The 22,427-nt window shown below is 47.3% G+C and carries 19 protein-coding genes; 7 read left to right on the plus strand and 12 right to left on the minus strand.

What is annotated here, in order from left to right:
• Positions 1–28 precede the first annotated feature (28 nt).
• Complete coding sequence (locus tag L4C34_RS16210; RefSeq protein ID WP_428790385.1) at positions 29–826, minus strand: chromosome partitioning protein ParA; 798 nt, start codon at positions 824–826, stop codon at positions 29–31.
• A gap of 112 nt (positions 827–938) precedes the next feature.
• Between L4C34_RS16210 and L4C34_RS16215 the strand changes: the two genes are divergently transcribed.
• On the plus strand, positions 939–1,835 hold the full coding sequence (locus tag L4C34_RS16215; protein WP_428790386.1) for a response regulator: 897 nt from the start codon (positions 939–941) through the stop codon (positions 1,833–1,835).
• 208 nt (positions 1,836–2,043) lie between these two features.
• On the plus strand, positions 2,044–2,634 hold the full coding sequence (locus tag L4C34_RS16220; protein ID WP_428790387.1) for a cysteine dioxygenase: 591 nt from the start codon (positions 2,044–2,046) through the stop codon (positions 2,632–2,634).
• A gap of 495 nt (positions 2,635–3,129) precedes the next feature.
• On the opposite strand, the gene gorA is transcribed toward L4C34_RS16220, so the two are convergent.
• The gene (gorA, locus tag L4C34_RS16225) at positions 3,130–4,485 is read right to left on the minus strand and encodes a glutathione-disulfide reductase (protein WP_428790388.1); all 1,356 of its coding nucleotides are present in this window, start codon (positions 4,483–4,485) and stop codon (positions 3,130–3,132) included.
• 47 nt (positions 4,486–4,532) lie between these two features.
• Positions 4,533–5,372, minus strand: a complete 840-nt coding sequence (locus tag L4C34_RS16230) for a 23S rRNA (adenine(2030)-N(6))-methyltransferase RlmJ (protein ID WP_428790389.1) — start codon at positions 5,370–5,372, stop codon at positions 4,533–4,535.
• Positions 5,373–5,738: 366 nt separating this feature from the next.
• On the opposite strand from L4C34_RS16230, the gene prlC reads away from it, so the two are divergent.
• Positions 5,739–7,781, plus strand: coding sequence for an oligopeptidase A (prlC, locus tag L4C34_RS16235; protein WP_428790390.1), 2,043 nt, complete (start codon positions 5,739–5,741; stop codon positions 7,779–7,781).
• A gap of 65 nt (positions 7,782–7,846) precedes the next feature.
• On the opposite strand, the gene L4C34_RS16240 is transcribed toward prlC, so the two are convergent.
• The 4 genes from L4C34_RS16240 to L4C34_RS16255 form a co-directional block, all read right to left on the minus strand.
• Entirely contained in the window at positions 7,847–8,317 is a 471-nt protein-coding gene (locus L4C34_RS16240; protein ID WP_428790391.1) for a DoxX family protein, read from the minus strand.
• A 12-nt stretch (positions 8,318–8,329) separates the two neighbouring features.
• Positions 8,330–9,091, minus strand: a complete 762-nt coding sequence (locus L4C34_RS16245; RefSeq protein ID WP_428790392.1) for an HvfC/BufC N-terminal domain-containing protein — start codon at positions 9,089–9,091, stop codon at positions 8,330–8,332.
• Positions 9,088–9,945 carry an MNIO family bufferin maturase gene (gene bufB, locus L4C34_RS16250; RefSeq protein WP_428790393.1) on the minus strand — a complete coding sequence of 286 codons (858 nt, stop codon included), beginning with the start codon at positions 9,943–9,945 and terminating at the stop codon, positions 9,088–9,090. Before bufB ends, L4C34_RS16245 begins: the two co-directional genes overlap by 4 nt.
• An 83-nt stretch (positions 9,946–10,028) precedes the next feature.
• Positions 10,029–10,286 carry a BufA1 family periplasmic bufferin-type metallophore gene (locus tag L4C34_RS16255; RefSeq protein ID WP_428790394.1) on the minus strand — a complete coding sequence of 86 codons (258 nt, stop codon included), beginning with the start codon at positions 10,284–10,286 and terminating at the stop codon, positions 10,029–10,031.
• A 243-nt stretch (positions 10,287–10,529) separates the two neighbouring features.
• Between L4C34_RS16255 and uvrD the strand changes: the two genes are divergently transcribed.
• Positions 10,530–12,704: a DNA helicase II gene (gene uvrD, locus L4C34_RS16260; protein ID WP_428790408.1), complete on the plus strand. Its 2,175-nt coding sequence runs from the start codon at positions 10,530–10,532 to the stop codon at positions 12,702–12,704.
• 552 nt (positions 12,705–13,256) lie between these two features.
• Here the strand turns inward: uvrD and ggt are convergent.
• The 4 genes from ggt to rarD form a co-directional block, all read right to left on the minus strand.
• The gene (gene ggt / locus L4C34_RS16265) at positions 13,257–15,008 is read right to left on the minus strand and encodes a gamma-glutamyltransferase (RefSeq protein ID WP_428790395.1); all 1,752 of its coding nucleotides are present in this window, start codon (positions 15,006–15,008) and stop codon (positions 13,257–13,259) included.
• An 80-nt stretch (positions 15,009–15,088) separates the two neighbouring features.
• Positions 15,089–15,763, minus strand: coding sequence for a LysE family translocator (locus L4C34_RS16270; RefSeq protein WP_428790396.1), 675 nt, complete (start codon positions 15,761–15,763; stop codon positions 15,089–15,091).
• Positions 15,764–15,799: 36 nt separating this feature from the next.
• Positions 15,800–16,639, minus strand: coding sequence for an AraC family ligand binding domain-containing protein (locus L4C34_RS16275; protein WP_428790397.1), 840 nt, complete (start codon positions 16,637–16,639; stop codon positions 15,800–15,802).
• 87 nt (positions 16,640–16,726) lie between these two features.
• Entirely contained in the window at positions 16,727–17,653 is a 927-nt protein-coding gene (gene rarD / locus L4C34_RS16280; protein WP_428790398.1) for an EamA family transporter RarD, read from the minus strand.
• A 203-nt stretch (positions 17,654–17,856) separates the two neighbouring features.
• On the opposite strand from rarD, the gene recQ reads away from it, so the two are divergent.
• From recQ to L4C34_RS16295, 3 genes are all read left to right on the plus strand, one after another.
• On the plus strand, positions 17,857–19,692 hold the full coding sequence (gene recQ, locus L4C34_RS16285; RefSeq protein WP_428790399.1) for an ATP-dependent DNA helicase RecQ: 1,836 nt from the start codon (positions 17,857–17,859) through the stop codon (positions 19,690–19,692).
• 7 nt (positions 19,693–19,699) lie between these two features.
• Positions 19,700–20,011 carry a DUF3630 family protein gene (locus tag L4C34_RS16290; protein ID WP_428790400.1) on the plus strand — a complete coding sequence of 104 codons (312 nt, stop codon included), beginning with the start codon at positions 19,700–19,702 and terminating at the stop codon, positions 20,009–20,011.
• A 188-nt stretch (positions 20,012–20,199) separates the two neighbouring features.
• Positions 20,200–20,874 carry a 7-cyano-7-deazaguanine/7-aminomethyl-7-deazaguanine transporter gene (locus tag L4C34_RS16295; protein WP_428790401.1) on the plus strand — a complete coding sequence of 225 codons (675 nt, stop codon included), beginning with the start codon at positions 20,200–20,202 and terminating at the stop codon, positions 20,872–20,874.
• Between the two features lie 56 nt (positions 20,875–20,930).
• Here L4C34_RS16295 and gppA read toward each other — a convergent pair whose 3' ends face one another.
• Complete coding sequence (gene gppA / locus L4C34_RS16300; protein ID WP_428790402.1) at positions 20,931–22,421, minus strand: guanosine-5'-triphosphate,3'-diphosphate diphosphatase; 1,491 nt, start codon at positions 22,419–22,421, stop codon at positions 20,931–20,933.
• Positions 22,422–22,427 lie beyond the last annotated feature (6 nt).

The raw sequence follows: 22,427 nt of genomic DNA on the forward strand, positions 1-22,427 counted from the left end.
TTACAGTCTACGTAGGTTGATAGTTTGGCTATTCTTTTGGCTTCTCTGTTTCTTTTAATAAAGCCAAAAATTTCTTCTCGACAAAGTCTTTTTCTTTGGTCAAATTTTCTAGCTTTTTTTGTGCTTGGGTGAGCTCTTGTTGCACAGTCTCTATCTCCATACTGCCAGATCCAGTCCCCTGTTCTTGTAATTGTTTAATGGCTTGATCTTGTTCTTCAATTTGGCGTTTATATTGACTGATGGTGGCGACTAAATTTTTCTTCTCGCTTTCAAATTTTTGTGCCCCCCCTTCTTGAGTCGCTTGAATGTATTCTTTTTCTAGTTGGTTAAAGCTTTTTTGTAGCTTATCTTTTTCTTCTTTCATCCCTTCTAATGTTTGGTACTGGTTGTAGAGCTTTTCCTTAGTTCGCTTTAGCCCTTGTACGCTTTTATCGAGATCGCCCTTGAGCTTTTTGATTAGTTGAAATGACTTATTGAGTTTTTTGTTCAATTGTTTGATGGACGCTTTGTCTTCTTCGGTAAGGTTTTCTTCGCCCTTAGACTGGATGCTGGTGACCTGAGCTTCGAGTGCATGCTGAACCTCAACTAAATCGTTAAGAGTTTTGCCGTTCTCTGACACAAATCTAAGAGCATTGTCGATGGATTTTTGCACTAGGGCCAACATTTGGTTGTCAGCGCCTTGCTGACCCGCAACCACTTGGGTGAAGCGCCTGAACTCGCGGATGATCAATAGCAGCACGATAAACCACACGGCTAAAATCACAAACCCCACATCGAGTGCGACGAGCTTAAGTACTTTTTCCGTCAATAGCTGTTCTAGTTCCATGCTGTAATCCTAAATGTGTAAGGGTTGTCGATGTTTTAGAGATAAGTCTAGTTGCTAACAAAAATTTATGCCTATACTTTGAACAGGTTAACGTGTCAGGTTGCTCATATTTGTGAGAGTTCTTATTGTTGATGACAGTAAAGCAACGCTAGAAATCGTTCGGCGGGCGCTGGAAAAGTATCGTTATCGACGCTTATATATTAAAAAAGCCTCGGCAGCGATTGAGGCTTTGTCATTAATCGGCAGTTGGCACCCTCATATCGTGTTGACGGATTGGCACATGCCCGATATGACAGGTTTGATGTTGGTTCAAGAAATAGAAAAGAGAAAGCTGAGCATTCAGGTCGGGATGATTACTACCGTTGACGATAAGGAAGAAATTAATAGCGCGGAGAGAGCGGGTGCGAAATTTGTGTTGTCTAAGCCATTTGAAGATGCGGATTTACATAAAAAAATAAAGCCGATGGTTCGCCAGTTAGAACAAAGTGAAATTGTCCCGAATCAAAGTGTCGCCAAGGATGAATTAGCCTTACCAAAATTGTCCCAATTGGAAAAAAGCTTTCAGCGTTCAATTAATCAAAACCTCCGTATGAGCACGATTAAAGTCCAAGCATTTGATGAAAGTAAATTACCCTGTCTAATGGCTGTATTCGAAGACAGCATCAATAAGAAGCCAAAAGTTGTTGCGCTTTTAGACGTGTACATGATTTGTATTTGTGCCAAGCGCAATAAGAAAATCACCGATGCCCAATTGCATGCTGCTGTGCACCAGAATGCAGTCAGTAAGGAGATGGTCGACGCCTGCCACGAAGTACTCGATAAAGCAGCGATTGCTTTTGTCGACAGGCATACTAGGAAAAGCTTATCCTTGAAAAACGTCAGTTTTGTGCCTGATCATTTTGCGAAACTGGAAGTGATGTACGCTAAAGATGCCAAGAAACGAGAAGATTTTTCCTGTCAGTTTGATGTGATGGCACAAGGAAAAATTACGTTAGTTTCCTTCTCTTAGCCGCGGCATCGACACGACTCTCTTACTCCTTTTCAAGCTACTCGCTATCCGCTTGCCTCGCAATTTTCTTTTTTATTCTCGTCTCGGCCTCTATTTAATATTATATTTATCTATATGACTAAGCCATTTTCATATATACGCCAATGATTGCATGGAGCAATATCGTCGCAGGTTGAATGGTACGTTCAGTACTCAGTCAGGAGGGCATATGAGTCAATCAGAGAAAGATTCCCCATCCTTGGTTCCGTTCATGTGTCAGCATGAACACTCTTTAAGTTTTCAAGAATTAGTCCGCCAATTGGAGTTAACCGATCAGCCACTATCTGTATCTACCATTCGATATGTATTGGAAAACCTCTCATTCACGAGCGACGAAATCAACGGTCTCGTCGAATTTAGCGAAGACACCTATTTCCGTAAGCAGCTGTTCAAAAATGACCAGTGTGAGTTATTGATGATGAGTTGGCTAAACGGTCAACGCAGTAAAATTCACGATCACTTGCATACGAGTTGCGGCGTCAAAGTGTTAATGGGGCAGGCGACAGAAACCTTATTTATGCGCGCCGACAATCAGCATATTTACGCGACGGGTTCTGATGTGCATCCGCAAGGTAGCGTAACGGCTAGCATGGATAGTGATATTCACCAGATTTCGAATTTGCAGTCTGACAACCAGCGATTGATTACGCTGCACCTATATTCTCCGCCATTAAAAAAGTTTAGGTTTTACCACTTAGAGACGGGCAAACAAGACTGGTTTGACTCAGAAAGTATGGATGCTTGGATCTATGAGATTTAGTGCTGTAGGTGTGCTGCCTTGATGTCCACTGAGCTTAATCTTCGCGAAGGATATATTGCTTAATAATTTGCTCCACATGGTGATGGTCAGTACCACAGCAACTTCCGACCATATTTAACTTGGGTAACTCAATCCCCTGCGTGAAGATTCAATTCGTTTCTAATCCGCCATCGGTAATATATAGCTTATCACCGAGGTGGGGGAGTTGGTTACGATAATGGGACATGTCGACAGCCTGTGCATTTTTGTCTGTTGAAACAGTAGTTCATGCCGAACGTACGAGCCTAACTTTGTTGTACTTCTTATTTTTTTGTTTGAGGGCAGGGTGGACGGCGTGATTATGGCGCGTTGTATGTCCTCTATTCACGAATGAATGTATCGCGAAAATCGTCAGGCATGAGAAGGGATGGTGAGGAAAAACTAAGGCCTGATAAATGTCTATCAGGCCTTGATGGTATCGACTTAACTAAAGGTGAATTTAGTTTTCGTTACCGACTATCTCATAGTAACGAACTCTTCCGAGCCTGTTGGATGAATCGCGACGACAGCATCGAAGTCTGCTTTGGTTGCGCCCATTTTCATCGCAACAGCAAAGCCTTGGATCATCTCATCGACGGTAAATCCAATGCCGTGTAAGCCGATCACTTTCTCTTCTTCACCGACACAGACGAGTTTCATCTTGCATGGCTGGCGATGTTTGGTAACCGCCGTGTACATGGCGGCGAATCCTGATGTATAGACTTTGACCTGATCTTCACCGTACTGTGCAATAGCTTCTGGTTCAGTTAGGCCAATGGTGCCAATTGGCGGGTGGCTAAACACGACCGTCGGAACTAGGTCGTAGTCCATTTTTGCGTTGGTCTTGTTGTTAAATAAGCGCTCAGAAAGCAGTCGACCTGCTTTTACCGCAACCGGAGTTAGCTCGATGCCACCTTCCATAATGTCGCCGACGCAATAGATACCAGCCACATTGGTTTGCTGATATTCATCCACCTTGATGTAACCACGCTGGTTAGTTTCAACACCGGTGACGTCGAGGTTGATAGTGTCTGTTGCTGGGTGGCGGCCAATCGCCCAAACCAAACAGTCAACGTTATGGCTTTGACCATTTTCTAGGTGCAAAGTCAGGCTGCCATCGTCTTCTTTTTCTACGCGCTGGGGTACGGAGTGAGTATGAAGAGCTGGGCCTTCCGCTGCCATAACTTCGGTTAGCGTATCGACAATGGTGGGATCGAAACTGCGCAGCGGAGATTCTTTACGCACAAACAGGTGAGTGTCGCTGCCTAGAGCATGCATTACGCCCGCAATTTCAACCGCGATATAGCCTGCGCCGATAACCGCGACTCGGTTTGGTCGTTCATTGAGATCAAAGAAGCCGTTCGAATCGATGCCGTACTCTGCGCCAGGGATAGCTGGAATCGTTGGGCGACCACCGACTGCAATCAGGATGTGGTCAGCGCTGTAATGTTCGCCATTTACTTCAACAGTTTTGGCGTCAACGAAGCGGGCGAAGCCTTTGATGACGTTGACTTGGTTGTTGCCAAGCACGCGATCATAAGATTGGTGAATACGGCCAATATAGGCTTGACGGTTCTCGACCAACTTGCTCCAGTTGAACCCTTTCACATCGACATCAAAGCCGTAATCTTCAGCGTATAAGTTAAGAGCTTCGGCCACTTGAGCACCATGCCACATGACTTTCTTCGGTACGCAGCCAACATTGACACAGGTGCCGCCAAGGTCTTGCGCTTCAATGAGGGCAACTTTTGCGCCGTGCATTGCGGCGCGGTTGGCAGAGGCGATGCCACCAGAACCGCCACCAATACAGATATAATCAAAATGCGTTGTCATCACAGTCTCCATAATCTTGTTCGTATAATTAGATAGATTGGGGCACTTTACTCAGGCACAACCCAGTCTAAGGTATAGTGACCGCTTGCCGGCGCAATGGTCTGTTTTAGCAGAGGTAAAATGGTTTTCATTTGCTGCTCGAGCTTCCACGGCGGATTGATGACGATCATGCCTGAGGCTGTCATACCACGCTCGTTGGTGTCTGGGGAGACACCGAGCTCGATTTGTAAAATATTACGTACCCCAAGAGCCTTTAGGCCATCGAGCATATCGTCAATATCACAGCGATTGACAACAGGATACCAGATAGCGTAAATACCCGTCGCCCAACGTTTATAGCTTTGGTAAATGGCCTGCACGACATCACGGTATTCTTTGGCGAGCTCGTAGGGAGGATCAATCAAGACCAAGCCGCGGCGCTCTTTTGGTGGCAGACTCGCTTTGAGGCGCTGGAAACCATCTTCTTTGAAAATTTTCACTTGTCGGTCGCGATGAAACTCTTGCTCAAGCAGCGGATGGTCGCTCGGATGCAGCTCTGTGAGAACCATGCGATCTTGCGGACGAAGGTGCGCTTTAGCGATACGGGGAGAGCCAGGGTAATAACGCAATTCATCGTTTGAATTGAGAGCTTCAACTGCGGCAAGGTAGCTGCGCACAGGTTCAGAGAGTGCTTCGTTTTTCCACAGACGTGCGATGCCCAACTTGTACTCTCCGGTCTTCTCTGACCATTCATGTTGCAAGTCGTAACGGCCAACTCCTGAGTGGGTATCGTGGTAAACGAAGGGTTTATCCTTTTCGCTCAGGGAATTTAAGATCAGGCTTTGAACAATGTGTTTGAGCACATCGGCATGGTTGCCGGCGTGAAAACTGTGGCGATAACTAAGCAAGTTGGGCTCTCATAACGCTCTTCGTGAGCGTGATTAGTGGCAGACAAATCGTTAACATGGGATTATATACTGAAGTGACCAACAGATGTTCATTTCTGATGCCGGTTATTGCCGTGCACAGTGATGAGGCATTGGTGTAATTGCTTTGCACCATTGAAAAATTGGCTTAGCGCCTATATCTATCGGTTATTCACCTAGGGTGCGTTGAAGAACGTTTTAGGTACTCTTACCCACCCATGAAACGTATTTTTGCCTGACGCTTATCAGAGCTGAGCCTACGTGACAGCTGCGCAGTTAACGCGCCGCTAGACACGCTCATAAACTCAGCTGTGACCCGTTTAAATCGTTGCCAGAAGGAACGCCTTTATGTCTAACCCCTTGCTTTCATTTACGGATCTCCCTCCGTTTTCTCAGATTAAACCTGAACATGTAAAGCCTGCCGTCGAGTCGGCGATTGAGCAATGTCGCGCTGTCATTGAACAGTTACTTGATGCTAATACGGCGCCGAGTTGGAATACGCTCATTGAAAAAATCGAGCAGGTCGATGACCGCTTGAGCCGCATTTGGTCCCCAGTGAGCCATATGAACTCTGTAATGAATAGTGAAGAGTTGCGTGAGGCGTATGAAAGCTGCCTTCCTTTGTTGTCAGAGTACGGCACTTGGGTTGGGCAACACAAAGGATTATTTGACGCGTATAAAGCCATTCAAGCCAGTGACGAATTCGCCAGCTTAACTCAGGCACAGAAAAAAACCATTACTGACGCGCTGCGTGATTTTGAGCTCTCGGGTATTGGGTTGCCTGCTGATGAGCAGCAGCGTTATGGTGAGATCAGCAAACGGATGTCGGAGCTAGGCTCGCAGTTTTCCAACAATGTGCTCGATGCGACTATGGGTTGGAGCAAACATATTGCTGACGTAGCGGACTTAGCAGGTATGCCAGAATCGGCACTCGCCGCTGCTGAAGCTGAGGCGAAAGCGAAAGCTCTAGATGGTTACCTATTAACGTTGGAAATGCCGTCTTATCTACCAGTAATGACATATTGTGACAACCAAGCCTTGCGACAAGAATTGTATGAAGCGTATGTGACTCGAGCGTCAGACCGTGGGCCAAATGCCGGTCAATGGGACAACTCCAACATCATCTCTGAGCAACTTAAGTTACGCCATGAGATTGCACGTATGTTGGGTTTTTCTACCTACAGCGAAAAGTCTTTGGCGACTAAGATGGCAGAGAGCCCGGCTCAGGTCATGGGCTTTTTGAATGATTTAGCCAGTAAGGCGAAACCACAAGGTGAACGCGAGGTGGAGCAATTGCGCCAGTTTGCGCAAAGTGAGCATAACGTCGAGCAACTGAACCTATGGGATATTGCTTACTACAGCGAAAAGCAAAAGCAGCATTTGTTCCAAATTTCTGATGAGGAACTTCGCCCTTATTTTCCAGAAAATACGGTGATTAGTGGCCTGTTTGAAGTAGTGCGACGCCTATTTGGTATGTCGGTTGTTGAGCGATTAGGCGTGGATACTTGGCATGAGTCGGTGCGATTTTTTGATATTACCGACAGCCAAGGCGCACATCGTGGTAGCTTTTATCTCGATCTATACGCTCGTGAACACAAACGCGGTGGCGCTTGGATGGATGATTGCCGTGGTCGGAGAGTGACCGAATCCGGTGAGTTGCAAACTCCTGTGGCCTACTTGACTTGCAACTTTAATAAACCCGTTGGTGATAAGCCAGCTCTGTTTACTCATGATGAAGTGGTTACCCTCTTTCATGAATTTGGTCATGGTATCCACCATATGCTGACGCAAATTGATGTCGGTGCAGTGGCGGGTATTAATGGTGTGCCGTGGGATGCGGTGGAGCTGCCGAGCCAATTCTTGGAAAATTGGTGCTGGCAAGAAGAAGCGCTTCGCTTTATCTCTGGTCATTACCAAACGGGTGAAGCGTTGCCTAATGATATGTTAGAAAAAATGTTGCTGGCGAAAAACTTTCAATCAGCGATGTTTGTGTTGCGCCAGCTTGAATTTGGCTTATTTGATTTCACTTTGCACAGCGAGTTTGACCCAGAGGTGGGGCCACAAGTCCTGGAAGTTTTAGCGGGCGTAAAAGCGCAAGTCGCGGTCTTACCTAGCTTAGAGTGGAACCGTTTCTCGCATAGCTTTGGCCATATTTTCGCCGGAGGCTATAGTGCTGGCTACTACAGTTATCTATGGGCTGAAGTCCTGTCTGCCGACGCTTTTTCTCGTTTTGAGGAAGAAGGTGTGTTTAATGAAAAGACAGGTCGCCGTTTCTTGGAAAACGTATTGGAAATGGGTGGCAGCGAGGAGCCGATGGAACTGTTTAAGCGTTTTCGAGGTCGTGAACCACGTATTGACGCCCTGCTGAAACACTCTGGCATCAGACCTTAGATCAGTTCATTGTCTTACCTAGGCATCGCCCGCCTGTCGTTACGACTGGCGGGCGAAACCTATATTTAATTGTTAGTTTGCCCGGCGGCGAATTTCTTTTTCAACCAATGGTCAATGGAAATGATCCCCGGTCCCCACACAACCACGACTAAAATCATTAACCCCCACAACTGGTGATCGTAGAAACCTTTCTCCCATAATTGTGGATACGACATCACTGCCATGGCATTGAAGACAAAGAAAATCGCGGCCATTGGGCGTGTGAGTAAGCCTAAAAACATGAACACGGGTAAAATGATCTCCGCGGCGGTACCGAGATAAGCCGCCCAAAGCCAAGGGATCACCGGAACCTGATACTCCACCTCAAATAAAAACAGGGTGCTGTCCCAACTTTGAAGCTTTAACATGCCTGCAGCGAAAAATACCGAAGCCACCCACCAACGCAGGAACAGCAGTAATAGCGGGGTAAACAGGCATTGTAGCCGGCACACAATGGCATCGTATTGATTGACCAGTTTGATTATTGAGGGCGACATGCCGACTCCTTCTTATTGGCTTAGAGTGAATCCAGCGACTAGATTATTCTCGATCAATGTATTGAGTGAGCCAAGTAGGTCCGGATTGATTGTAGCTAATGGCTGATTAGATTGTAGTTGAGCAATCAAATGAATGCAGTTTGACTCTAGCGGGCAGGAATAGGTGTCCCCATTGGGGAAGGTGACCAATGCGCCAGACTCGGCTTGGTCAAGCGTGAGGTCTTCAAATTGATGGTGCTGGATAGCATGCTGCAGCGAAAATACCGCAATTGTGGACTCGAAAATTTGCAGGCCAGGTTGGCAGTGAAATACGAGTTTGTTGTGTTCACTTTCATCTAAATCTGTCAATTGTTGAATGGGTCTTAGCTGCGGAGGCGTTGAGGTGACTGATGCTTGTTGCTGTGAGATGTCGAGCATCCATTCATAGCGTGCGACTTCGGGTAAATACGGTGCGCTTCCCAGTACCGCAGGAAAACAAGCAATGCTGATATCGAAACCTTCTCCATAAGTGATGACATTGCCATTTAGCAGTGGCTTAGATAAAACATGATGCCGAGCGAGCTGGGTGAAACATTCTTTTCCCACTAGCGCCTGCACCATAGGGTAACTTGCCGTGAGTACATCAGTTAAGCTAATAATGAAGTTGTTGCGATAGATTTGTATGCGCGCCTCAGCATCAAAGTGATCGATGACAATCCCACACTCCTCGGCAGTGGCTTGATATTGCAACGCAAGGGCAAATTGGTCTTGCAGTTGAGATAGGCTGATGCTCATGATGCTTGCCTTTGTGTTGACTGGCATGATTGTATTCGCTGACTTGCTTTTTCCGCTTCCGCGAGTAGCACCGTAGGGGCTGGAATATCCAGATCCCATTCAATGAGGGTTGGGCGAGGCCCATGCTGATTCAACCAATGCTGGTATAGCTGCCAAACCCCATCGCATACTGGCTGACTATGGGTATCGATCCACACTTCTCCTTGTGGGAGTGCTTTGACGGTAAAGCCCGCTAAATGAATTTCGTCCACGGCGTTGGCAGGAATGTGGCTTATGTAGTGCTGAGAGTCGAATTGGTGATTGAATGCCGAAACATACACATTGTTTAAGTCGAGCAATAGTCTGCAGTCTGTTCGGTGTTGTACTTCGGCTAGAAACTCCCATTCGGCGATGGTTGAGTGCTCGAAGCGTAAATAGCTGGATGGGTTCTCAATTAAAAGCGGCCGCTTAAGCGCATCTTGCACTTCAAGTACATTGCGGCAAAACACCTGCAATGCTTCATCTGTGTAGGGGAGAGGCAGTAAGTCATTAAAGTAATGCCCACCAGTTTGGCTCCAGCTTAGGTGATCAGAGACAAAGGTAGGTTGGATCTCACTCACTAAAGCGTTCAGTTGGGCCAAATGTGCGCGACTGACTCTTTCTACGCTGCCCATTGAAAGCCCAATTCCATGACAACTGATCGGTAATGATTGCGCAATTTGTCGCAATTGTTGGCGGGCGGGAGAATGTGGTTGGAAGTAGTTTTCGCTATGTATTTCGAACCAACCGATTCCATGGTCAGTGTGAGAAAAATAATCAAGATGAGGAGCGCGTAACCCAACTCCTACCTGAGGGTGATACTGCGAAGGCGACATGAATCCTCTCCTTATCAAAATCAGGTGAGCAGACTCGGCGTGTCGTCATTGCTGGCATACCGAGTCGTGATGCGCGTAAAAAACTACGACGCAGAGTTGCTACCGCCGAGCTTGTCACATAGCCCCTTGGGTACCACCACGAACGCATCTTTTTGGTTGTCGACTTTGGAGGTGCCTGCGCAAGAGCTGGTTTTAGTGGCGCAGTCGTTTTTCCCTGCTTTGGCCACACCATAACACTTTTCTTTATCGGCAGCGAAGACAGGTGCAGCGGTGAGTAGCGTGCCGCCTAAAGCGACCAGACCGGTAACAGCAGCAGTAACGGCGAGATTAGACTTTTTCATATTAATATCCTTACAAGTTTATCCTAAACAAAATAGCAAGGTTATTCATGCCCTTGCTTATGTAAAGGATAGAAAATGACCAGGGAAACTTTCATGAAAAATATGAATAATTGGATGCCGGCAACGTTTTCAATGTAATTTTTTGATTTTACTGAGAGATATTTTTGTTATTTTTATTCTCTTTTGAGCTAGCAGTTTAGGTTATAATCGTCAGTCATGTATAAATACCCAGTAGCTTAGCCGATTATGGATCCTTCTTTATTGCTTGATGGCCTGAATGATAAACAACGTGAAGCGGTGGCCGCGCCTTTAGAACACCAATTGGTGCTAGCGGGAGCGGGCAGCGGTAAAACGCGTGTCTTGGTGCATCGTATTGCTTGGTTGATGTCGGTTGAGCAAGCCTCTCCTTTTTCGATTATGACGGTGACCTTTACTAATAAGGCGGCGGCAGAAATGCGCGGCCGTATCGAAGAGCTGATGATGGGCAGCGCATCTGGCATGTGGAATGGTACTTTCCATGGGATCTGCCACCGAATTTTGCGCGCCCACTATTTAGATGCCAATCTACCGGAAGACTTTCAGATACTTGATTCTGACGACCAATATCGCTTACTGCGCCGGTTGATTAAGGCGCAGAATTTAGATGAAAAGCAATGGCCAGCGAAGCAGGCTGCTTGGTGGATCAATGGTAAAAAAGATGAAGGGTTAAGACCGCAGCATATCGATAGTTATAACGATCCTATCACCCAGACCTATCAACAACTTTATTCTGCTTATCAGGATGCCTGTGATAGAGCTGGATTGGTCGACTTTGCGGAAATCTTGCTGCGAACCTTAGAGCTGCTGCGTGATAAAAAGCTCATCCGTGAGCACTATCAGGCGCGGTTTAAACACATACTGGTGGATGAGTTTCAAGATACCAACAATATTCAATATGCTTGGCTGAGCTTGATGGCAGGTAGTGAAGCGCGTGTAATGATAGTCGGCGATGACGATCAATCCATTTATGGGTGGCGCGGAGCTAAAGTTGAGAATATTGAGAAATTTACGCTTGAGTTTCCAAAGGTAAACACAGTGCGTTTGGAGCAGAATTATCGTTCCAGTAAAACGATTTTGCAGGCCTCCAACACCTTGATCGCCAATAATACTGAGCGGATGGGGAAAGAGTTGTGGACCGATGGTGATGCTGGTGAGCCTATCTCTGTGTACGCGGCCTACAATGAGCTCGATGAAGCACGCTTTACGGTAGGTAAAATTAAGCAGTGGCAGGAAAACGGCGGCGCTTTGACCGAAGCAGCCATTTTGTATCGTAACAATGCCCAGTCTCGTGTGTTGGAGGAAGCGCTGATTCAAGCTGCTCTGCCATATCGGATTTATGGCGGCATGCGCTTCTTCGAACGACAAGAGATTCGTGATGCGCTTGGCTATTTACGACTCATCGCTAACCGGAATGATGATGCTGCGTTTGAACGTGTCGTGAATACGCCCACACGTGGTCTGGGCGACAAAACCTTAGAGACAATTCGTTTTGCCGCGCGCGATCGAGGCGCCACTATGTGGGATACCTGTGTCGCGTTATTGGCGGAAAAAGTGTTGGCGGGGCGATCTGCTGGAGCGCTGAGTCGATTTGTTGAGCTGATTAACGCCCTTGAAGATGATACGGCTGATATGTCGCTGCACAAACAAACTGATCATGTTATTCAATCTTCTGGTTTGTTTACCATGTATCAACAAGAGAAAGGTGAGAAGTCGAAAGCGCGTACCGAAAATCTTGCGGAGCTAGTTACGGCGACCCGACAGTTTGATAAGCCGGATGAAGCGGAAGATATGACCATGCTCACTGCATTTCTGACTCACGCAGCACTCGAAGCGGGAGAAGGGCAAGCGGATGAATTTGATGATGCGGTGCAGCTGATGACCTTACACAGCGCGAAGGGCTTAGAGTTTCCTCTAGTGTTTATGGTTGGCGTCGAAGAAGGCATGTTTCCAAGTCAAATGTCGGCAGAAGAAGCGGGGCGCATCGAAGAAGAACGGCGACTTTGCTATGTTGGTATGACGCGGGCTATGAGAAAACTCTATATCAGTTACGCCGAAATGCGCCGATTATACGGGCAAGACAAGTACCACAAACCATCTCGATTTATTCGCGAACTGCCACAAGATTGCTTAGAAGAAGTGCGCATGAAAGCGCAGGTGAGTCGGCCAAACAACGCTGGGCGTTTAAGCCAAACACAAGTAAAAGCCAGCTTTAATGAGACGGGGTTTTCACTTGGATCACGGGTAAGTCACCCTAAATTTGGTGAAGGAACCATTATCAATTTTGAAGGCAGTGGTCCCCAGAGCCGAGTGCAGGTAGCCTTTAATGGTGCCGGGATCAAGTGGTTGGTCACCGCTTATGCGCGTTTAGAAAGGCTTTAGTTTTTTGAAAAAAAGGCGCTTAGCAGACTCGCTTTTGCTCTAAAAAGTATAGATAAAAAGAAACCCCGCGAGCGTAAGCTCTGCGGGGTGTAGACTTATCAGCAGCAATCCAGCTACCTAAAATGCTCCATGCATCAAATCCCTGAATAAAACCGACTTCCTTGCAGTGTCTTCCTTTTTCATCGCTGTCCTAGCGGTGTCCTGACCATCCTTAGCTAACGATAATCCTCATCGTTATCCATTCCATTTCTTTCCTTGCTATGACGACTCGTCCTGAGCTGCCTTTCCTTCATCCTGAAGTTTGCGTAGAAATGAAACTCTTCCTTGCTTGCCAGCTTCCCTTTGACGTCTTTCATACTAGCGAAGTTGACAGTTCGTTGATAAAACCAATTGGAATAACTTATGCCTAAATTGGCGGGTTATCGTTTGTAGCCTCTGTAACTATATGATTTCTAAAGCTTCGATTTTATTTTCTTAAAGTGAGTAGTCATAATTCGCCCTGTAACCATGGCGGATCTCTCACATGGGACAAGCGTCTTATCTGCAAATTCGCTAATGGCCAATGGCTGCCCCTTCTCGGCGAGGATCAGCAACCCCGTACAATTGTCCTTTTTTAATGAGAATTCCGTGCAATCCAGAATTCAAAGTTGTGACATCAACCGTGTAGCCCATTTTTTCCAGCGGTTGGGTAAATCGCTCCGCTGATGTTCCGGCCTCTATTTCCACTTTGTTGAAGCGGCTCAATATATGTGGAAGGTTGATTGCGTTTTGGATATCCATTCCCCATTGGAGATGGGCGATGATAGCTTGGGCAACATAGCCGATGATACGACTGCCACCCGGCGAACCAATAGCCAAATAGGGAGTGCCATTTTTAAGTATGATGGTTGGCGTCATAGAAGAGCGTGGTCGTTTTCCCGCTTGAAGGCGATTAGCAATCGGTTTGCCATCGCGCTGGCTGCGAAAAGAGAAATCAGTGAGCTCGTTATTGAGCAAGAAACCATCCACCATTAGCCGCGAGCCAAAGGCATTTTCGATGGTACTGGTCATAGACACGACGTTGCCTTGCTTATCGACAATATTGAAATGGGTGGTGGACGGCAGTTCAATGGATTCATCTTGGCTAAGTTTTTGAGAGTTTTTCCAAGGCGGTTGCCCGGGAAGTGCTGTTTTTAGTGCATGCTTGGGGGTGATCAACTTTGCCCTTTGGCGGAGGTAATGTGGGTCAAGCAGCCCTTGCGTCGGCATGGTGATAAAATCCTCGTCGGCCATATAGAGGCCCCTATCGGCAAAGGCTAAGCGAGAAGCGTCTGCAATCACTTGCCAAGAGCGTGGGTCGTCCGGCCCCCAAGACTTTAAATCAAATTGATTGCTGATAGAGAGTATTTGCCCAAGCGTGAGAGCGCCTGAGCTGGGTGGCCCCATGCCGCAAACTTGGTAACTGGCGTAGGCAAGACAAATGGGACTGCGCTGCTTGATTTGGTATCGCTCTAGGTCTGTCACACTGAGTGTGCCGGGGTTACCTTTGGCTTTTTGCACCACACCCACGATATTACGTGCGATATCGCCATTATAAAAAGCGCGTGCGCCATTATTGGCGATAGCTTGCAGGGTTTTAGCGTAAGCTGGGTTTTTCAATAAGCTGCCGGCAAGCTTTGGCTGGCCTAAGTCGTCAAAGAAGTATTGTTTGGTTGCGGGGTAGCGGCTAAGACGTTGCCGATCGTGTTTAATTAAGGCCGCTAATCTAGGACTGACGGCAAAGCCATTCTGAGCTGTTTCTATCGTTGATGCAAAGAGCGTTTCCCATGCTAACTTGCCATACTTTTTATGCACTTGCCAAAGTAGCATCACAGTGCCGGGTGTTGCCACAGATCGGCCGCCTACCACAGCATCGTAGAAGGACATTGGTTCGCCATCGCGGTTTAAGAAGAGCTTCTCGTTGGCTTGAATTGGTGCAGTTTCTCGGCCGTCGAAGCTGGTAAGTTGTTTTGTTTTCGCATCCCAGTAGAGCAGAAATGCACCGCCGCCAATGCCTGATGATTGGGGCTCGACGAGCCCGAGCATTAATTGGGTAGCCACCATGGCATCAATGGCATTCCCCCCCTTGGTTAACACGTCAGCTCCAGCTTGGGTGGCCAGCGGGTTAGCTGCGGTGACCATCCATTCCTTTGCTGTGACGATAGCCTTGTGCTGAATACCGGTACTTTGCTCAGGTGCGACACTATCGGTAACTTGTTGAGCAGCGATTGATGTGGCCCATATGAGCATAACGAAACTGAACGTGTATTGAGCATAGCTTGGCATAGGATCTTCCTTTTTCGGCATTGTTCAAAGGTTGTCAGTAAGTGCCGTAAAATTCTAGATTCATAAGGTGAATGTGTTAGCTAAGTCGCCAGTGAGTGAACCCAAGGTGATAGCGATTGGTAGAAAATATAGCTGCCGATAGCGAGGAAGAGTAGGCCGCATAGCCCATCGATATAGCTCCCCAAAGATTGCAGACGCTTTTGTAGACGTTCGGTGGAAAGCAGCCAAGCCAGTAGCGAAAACCAAAGTAGTGACAGGCTCCATACAATCAGTACCGCGAAGCCTTTACCACTGATGGACATACTCGCCGGAACCAGTGTCGACATTAAGCTTACGAAAAACACCAGCGCTTTGGGGTTCAATATATTGGTGGCAAACCCACGAGAGAAAGCTTGGCGCTTATTGTGTAACAATGCAGGCTCTCGGCGAGTGGCCGTTATATCGGGAGTATTGGACCCTTTTGTTGCCATTACGGATATGAGAGCGCCTACTCCTAGGTAAAACAAATAACTGCCGCCGAGAAACTGCAAGACAGCAAACATTGTTGGGTGCTGATGTACGACGTAGCTCACTCCCGTAATGCTGAGTAAAGATTGGATGAATATACCCACCGATAACCCTAATGCGATGTAAAGGCCAGTCTGTCTTCCGTGGCGCGTAGCGCTTTGTACGACTAGCGCAAAATCCGGCCCCGGACTCATGAGGGCAATCAAGTGGACGGTAGCTAGGGTTAGCAAAATGGTGGTTTCGTGCATTGTTCGGCTCCAGATAAATCGTTTGGCGCCATTGTGTCAGGTTATCTTGGAGTGGGATTGTAGATTCGTGACAAATGAGTTGCTTCTAACGGCGACCTGAGAGGGAGTAATTCCGTAGTGCCGCTTGAATGTTTTACAAAAATGAGCTTGGTCAAAAAAACCAACGCCTACCGCCACATCACTACCAGTAGCGCCTGATTTTAGCAGCTTCAGGCTGGTTTCCAACCTTAGTCGGGTCAGCCATGCGTAAGGGCTGAGACCAACTTGGCGACTAAATTGGCGTTGAAATTGATTGGTACTGAGCTGACACAGCGCTGCTAGCTGATCCAATTGAATCGGTTGATCTAGATTGGCCCTCGCAAACTCTTTTATTTGCTCGAGCAATCTTGTGCCCAATCGATGCGATTCGATATATTGCCTTTCCCCATTGTGACAGAGCAGAGCGGGTACATGCTCGTAGAGCGCGCAATCCAAAGCTAAAGGATCTAGTGAGTGGTCGAGTGATTGATGCAGCAGCTGGAGTCGATGTTGGATGTTAGGCTGAGATATCACAAGCTGGCGAAACTGAGGTATTGCTTGCTCAGAGGCACCAACGAGACGAGACAGCCACTCTGGGGTGATGGCCAACACGCGCACCTGATAGCCGGAGTCCAGAACCGATTGACCATCGTGTATCTCATCGGGGGGAATGATGACGACATCACCCGAGCCAGCTTGATAGCTGACGCCGCGATAGCGAAACTTTTGTCGGCCTTGAGTAATTAAGCCTATATGGTAATCCAGATGATAATGGCGTTGGAAGGCAAACTTTTTGTAGTTTGCGTCAATCAGATTTACCCCCGGATAAGCTGTCGTGCAGTAATGTATATTGTCCATCGTGTTGCGCCCCGCCTATCCGGTGTTCAGTGTGGAGAATGTAGCATTTAGGCTACGGTGATCTTTACGCCTTGTATTGTAAATTCCTCACACAGTCGCCCCTTTTTTGCGCTGGACTTTCTTGCGTTGGATTTTACTGTAGCGTAAGCCGTCTAAGCTAAAGATGAGCAAGGCACCCCATATAAATACAAAGGTAACGGTTTTGCCCATGGTGAGCGGTTCGCCATAGACCAGTACCGCGAGAAGGAACATAAAGCTTGGGCCGATATATTGGAAAAAGCCCAGCGTAGAGAGTTTCAATCTGGTTGCGGCCGCGTTGAAAGATAAAAATGGCAGAGTCGTTATGACGCCAGCGGCCAGTAGCAACAGGTTTAAGGAAGTGGGATTGTGCGTCATGTCTGAGGTGGCACTGTGCGCGAAACCAAGCAAATAAATGAGTGCGAAGGGTAGTAGCAACAGCATTTCGATAAATAACCCCGTTTGCGCTTCCAAGCTGACTTTTTTACGTAGCAGCGCATAGCTGCCAAAACTGACTGCGAGCACGATGGCGACAATGGGCACAGAGCCAAATGCGATAATTTGGATCAGAACACCAATGGTGGCCAGAGCAACGGCGAACCATTGCAGTTTGCGTAACCGTTCACCTAGAAACGCCATGCCGAGAACGACGTTGAGCAAGGGGTTAATGTAGTACCCTAAGCTGGCATCCAACATATGGTCGGCGTTCACAGCCCAAATAAACACCATCCAGTTAACCCCAATCAAGGCGGAAGTGGCCACCATATATAAGATTTTCTTTGACGCGAGAATATTGAGGACATCACGCCATTTATGACTGACATGAACCAATAAGGTAAGCAGTAAAAATGACCAAATAACTCGATGGCATAAGATCTCCGCGGCAGGCACCATATGAATGGCCTTAAAATAGATAGGCGCGATGCCCCACATGGTGTAGCCAGCGATGGCAAAAAAGATGCCTTGGCGAGCGCGATCTTGCTCCGATTGATTCATGCATGGTTCCTTGGTTCAGTACATCAATAATGCTGTCTACCCAGTGCTCTGAGACCACTTTGGTAGAAATGGGCTGCTCAGTATACGCTGGAGGCTAATATTTACCGACCAATTTACGGTTTAATTCGTCGCCATTCCCCACTACAATGTGCCGGAACTCATTTCTGACTTTTGCCCATTGCTGGCCTCCTTTGAGATAATCCATGACCCCTATCGCTGCTGCTCAACCTTTGGTACCACCGACTTCTACGCAACGTTTATTAGAAGACATTTTTGGTTATCAATCGTTTCGTGATGGGCAAGCGGATGTTATCGACCGTGCATTAATAGGGCAAGATAGCTTAGTGATCATGCCAACCGGTGGCGGCAAGTCGTTGTGCTATCAAATTCCCGCGCTAGCACTAGACGGTTTAACCTTGGTGATATCTCCGCTTATCTCGTTGATGAAAGACCAAGTGGACCAACTCACTGCCAGTGGTGTCGCCGCCGGCTGTATTAATTCGACATTATCTCGTCAAGAATTGATGGCGGTTTATCAGAAGATGCACGCTGGTGAAATGAAGCTTATCTATGTATCTCCGGAAAGGGTACTTATGCCGGATTTTATCGAGCGCTTACAAGCCTTGCCTCTGGCGATGGTGGCGGTCGATGAAGCTCATTGTATTTCTCAGTGGGGACATGATTTTCGCCCAGAATATGCTGCGTTAGGCCGGCTGAAACAAGTATTCAGTCATGTGCCTTTTATGGCGCTTACCGCGACGGCTGACGATGCGACTCGTCATGATATTGTGAGCCGCTTGCAGCTTGATCAGCCTTTTCACCACTTAGGCAGTTTTGATCGACCGAATATCCGTTACAGCCTAGTCGAAAAACACAAGCCGGTGGCTCAAGTGGTGCGCTATGTCGGCACTCAACAGGGCCAATGTGGCATCATCTACTGTGGCAGTCGTAAAAAAGTGGAGATGCTGACGGAAAAGCTGCGCAACAATCACCTTCGCGTCGCGGGCTATCATGCAGGCATGGACACAAAAGAGCGTGCTCGCGTTCAAGAAGCCTTCCAAAAAGATGATATTCAAATTGTCGTGGCTACCGTGGCCTTTGGTATGGGAATCAACAAACCAAACGTAAGGTTCGTGGTGCACTTTGATATTCCGCGTAATATCGAATCTTATTACCAAGAGACTGGCCGTGCGGGGCGAGATGGTTTGCCAGCGGAAGCGATGATGCTGTTTGATCCTGCAGATATGAGCTGGCTAAGACGCATGTTGGATGAGAAAGAAGACAGCCCACAGAAGCGGGTGGAGCAGCATAAGCTCAATGCTATGGATGCGTTTGCCCAAGCACAAACCTGCCGCCGCCAAGTATTACTGAATTACTTTGGTGAGTATCGGGAAAATCCATGTGGGAACTGCGATGTGTGCCTAGATCCGCCGAAACACTTTGATGCGACCGAAGAAGCTCAGAAGGCGTTATCTTGTGTTTATCGAGTGCAACAAAGCTTTGGTATCGGTTATGTCGTTGAAGTGATGCGCGGTATGCAAAATATCCGTATTCGCGAACAAGGCCACGATCGCTTGTCCACCTATGGGATTGGCCGGGAGCATAGCCATGACTACTGGGTGAGTATTTTTCGTCAATTGATTCACAAAGGGTTACTGACGCAAAATATTACTCGAAATTCCACTTTGCAGCTCACTGAAGAGTCTCGACCACTATTACGTGGTGATATGTCGATTGAGCTCGCCGTTCCAAGACTTGATACGGCGATACGGGCGGCCAAGCAGGATAAGTTATCGAGCAAGCATTATGATAAAAAGCTATTTGCTAAGCTGCGTAACCTTCGTAAAACCATTGCCGATGCAGATGGATTGCCTCCCTATGTGGTGTTTAGCGATGCAACACTGGTCGAGATGGCCGAAATTTTGCCAGCGTCTTATGGTGAAATGCTGGCGGTGAATGGGGTCGGGCAGCGAAAATTAGAAAAATACGCCGATCCGTTTTTAGACTTGATTCAAGAACATTTTACTCACAATGGATAATAGCCGTATGCAATTTGGTTTGAGAGAGTTTTTACCTGAACAAGGCCGTTTGATACTGACGACGCCAGAATTCGACTTTGATACCTTTCCTCAGCTCGCTAGTACGTTGATCTCCTTGCTGTCTGCGCGAACGCTAGACAAGCAATGTGATGCTGACATACACACTTGGTTAATTGATTTTGAAGGCTGTGAATTGTTTCTAAAAGCAGAGCATTACAGTGAAGCGGTGTGGCTAGAGGCACTGTCTGTCGGCGAATCCAAAGAAGAGTTGGAGTTTTTGGCTCAGTTATTCACGAAAGGGCTCAGTACGTCGGGGTAGTGTACCCTGCGTTGCATTCATTAACGCTTATTGTATAATCAGCGCCCATTTTTCTTGCGAATTCTAAGCAAGGAAATGAGAGACGTGGCTCATATGATGAATATGAGAAAAATAAACTAAGCACGAGTGCCTGACTAGGTATTCACTTTGGGTTCCCTCACCCCCAAAACAAGCAAAAAGGTATGTTAATGAACAGTTTTTCCCCTGCGCAGCTGCGTAAAGCCCTCACTTATCTAGCTCTATTTCACTTGATTGTGATTACCTCCAGCAACTATTTGGTACAAATTCCTTTTACCATTTTTGGTCTGCACACCACATGGGGCGCGTTTACCTTCCCCTTTATCTTTATCGCGACCGATTTGACGGTGCGTATTCTCGGTGCTCGATTGGCGCGTAGAACCATCTTTTTGGTGATGCTGCCTGCATTGGTTGTTTCGTATTTACTTTCAGTCATGTTCTATGAAGGGCACTTTCAAGGGCTTAGCCATATATCTGAGTTCAACGTTTTTGTCGCGAGAATCGCGCTTGCGAGCTTTACTGCCTATTTGTTCGGCCAGATCATGGATGTACAAGTTTTTAATCGTCTGCGTCAATTGAAGAGCTGGTGGATTGCGCCGACATGTTCGACTTTATTTGGCAATGCACTCGATACGATATCTTTCTTCTTCATCGCTTTTTATCACAGTGATAACGCGTTTATGGCTCAGCATTGGCAAGAAATTGCACTGGTGGATTATAGCGTTAAACTGATCATCAGCCTGGGTCTGTTCGTGCCTTTGTATGGGGTGTTGTTGAACTACTTGGTGAAAAAGATGACATCGATAAACCCGAGTTTTACGATTGCGGGTGTTGCGCAGGCGTAGCCGTTTGCATAATAAAAGAAAAAGCCCGCATAGCGGGCTTTTTTTATGGGAGCTATTTAGCTGGCATGGATAGTTAATGGCCAACCCATGTCGGTTTGACGATTTGACTCCATCGTGAGCTTTGCTTGAGTGAGTGGGTTCGCCTGTAGCCAGTCGCCACTAATAGACAAGGTGAGTTCATCACCATTGGCACAAAGTTGCAGGTCGGCGACTAACTCAGGGCTGCGTCTATGACTCAATAAAACTGCCAGACGCAACACGCGCAGGATATGTTTTGCACTAATGGCAGACACCGCGTGCTGTTCCGGTAATGAGGTAAGCGAATCACGGTATCGAGCGACTAGCTCGGCTAGGAGTTGCTTTTGCGCATGGGTAAAGCCCGGTAGGTCTAAGTGTTTTAGTAGGTAGGCCCCGTGCTTGCCACCTTGCTTGAAATCAATAGCTAGGCCCACTTCATGTAATTGAGCGGCGCTCGTTAGCAGTTGCTCTCCATGGGCTTCTTCTAGCCAAGCTTGCCCACATTGCTTGAGTAGACGCTGTGCTAAATTAGCGACGTTTTGCGAATGAGATGAGTCAATTTGAAAGCGCGCTTGAATGCTTTCAATCGTACGATGACGAATATCATCGTAGCGCAGTTCATCGGCCATTTCATAGGCTAGCCCTTCGCGCAGCGCTCCTCCTGCTAACGTCATGGACTCAATATCGAGGATCTCAAAAATAGCGATCAAAATGGATAAGCCACTTGGGAAAACCAAAGCGCGCTCGAACGTTAGCCCTTCAATATCCAGTTCTTCTAGATGGTTGGCGAGCATCGCTTGAGTTTGTAGGCGTTTGAGTTTCTTCAATGTGATCAGTTCATCCATGCCCTGCGCTAACATGATCTCTTGTAGAGCTTGCACAGTGCCACTGGCGCCTACACAGACATCCCAGCCAATCTGTTGATATTGTGGCAGGATTGGTTGTAGAGCTTGTTTTGCCGCTTTAATCGCGCTATCAAAATTGGCTTTAGACAGCTGACGATCTTTGAAATAATTCTCTAGCCAAGTCACGCAGCCCATTTTTAAGCTGGTGAGCGCTTTGGCGTCAAAACCTTCGCCAATGATGAGTTCGGTACTTGCGCCGCCAATATCGACCACTAATCGGCGGCCCGTGCCACCCGAGGTATGAGCAACCCCTTTATAAATGGTTTCCGCCTCTTCTTCACCGGATATCACGTCGATATCACGCTGCAAAATCTGTTGCGCTTTCGCTAAGAACTGATCGATGTTGGTCGCGGTTCTTAACGTTGCGGTGCCGACGATGCGAATATTTTTTTCAGGGATGTCTTGTAAGCGCTCAGCAAAAAGACTTAAGCACTCCCAACCCCGCTGCATCGCCTCTAAAGTCAGGGCATTGTTCTCGTCTAACCCAGCAGCAAGTCTAACTTTGCGCTTTATCTTAGCCACTGTCTGAATACTGCCGTGAACATGACGCACGACCAGCATATGGAAGCTGTTCGAGCCTAAATCAATGGCAGCATAGAGTGGTGAGGAGACGGTATCATTCATAAACTC

The organism is Vibrio profundum (assembly GCF_050337555.1).
GTDB lineage: Bacteria > Pseudomonadota > Gammaproteobacteria > Enterobacterales > Vibrionaceae > Vibrio > Vibrio profundum.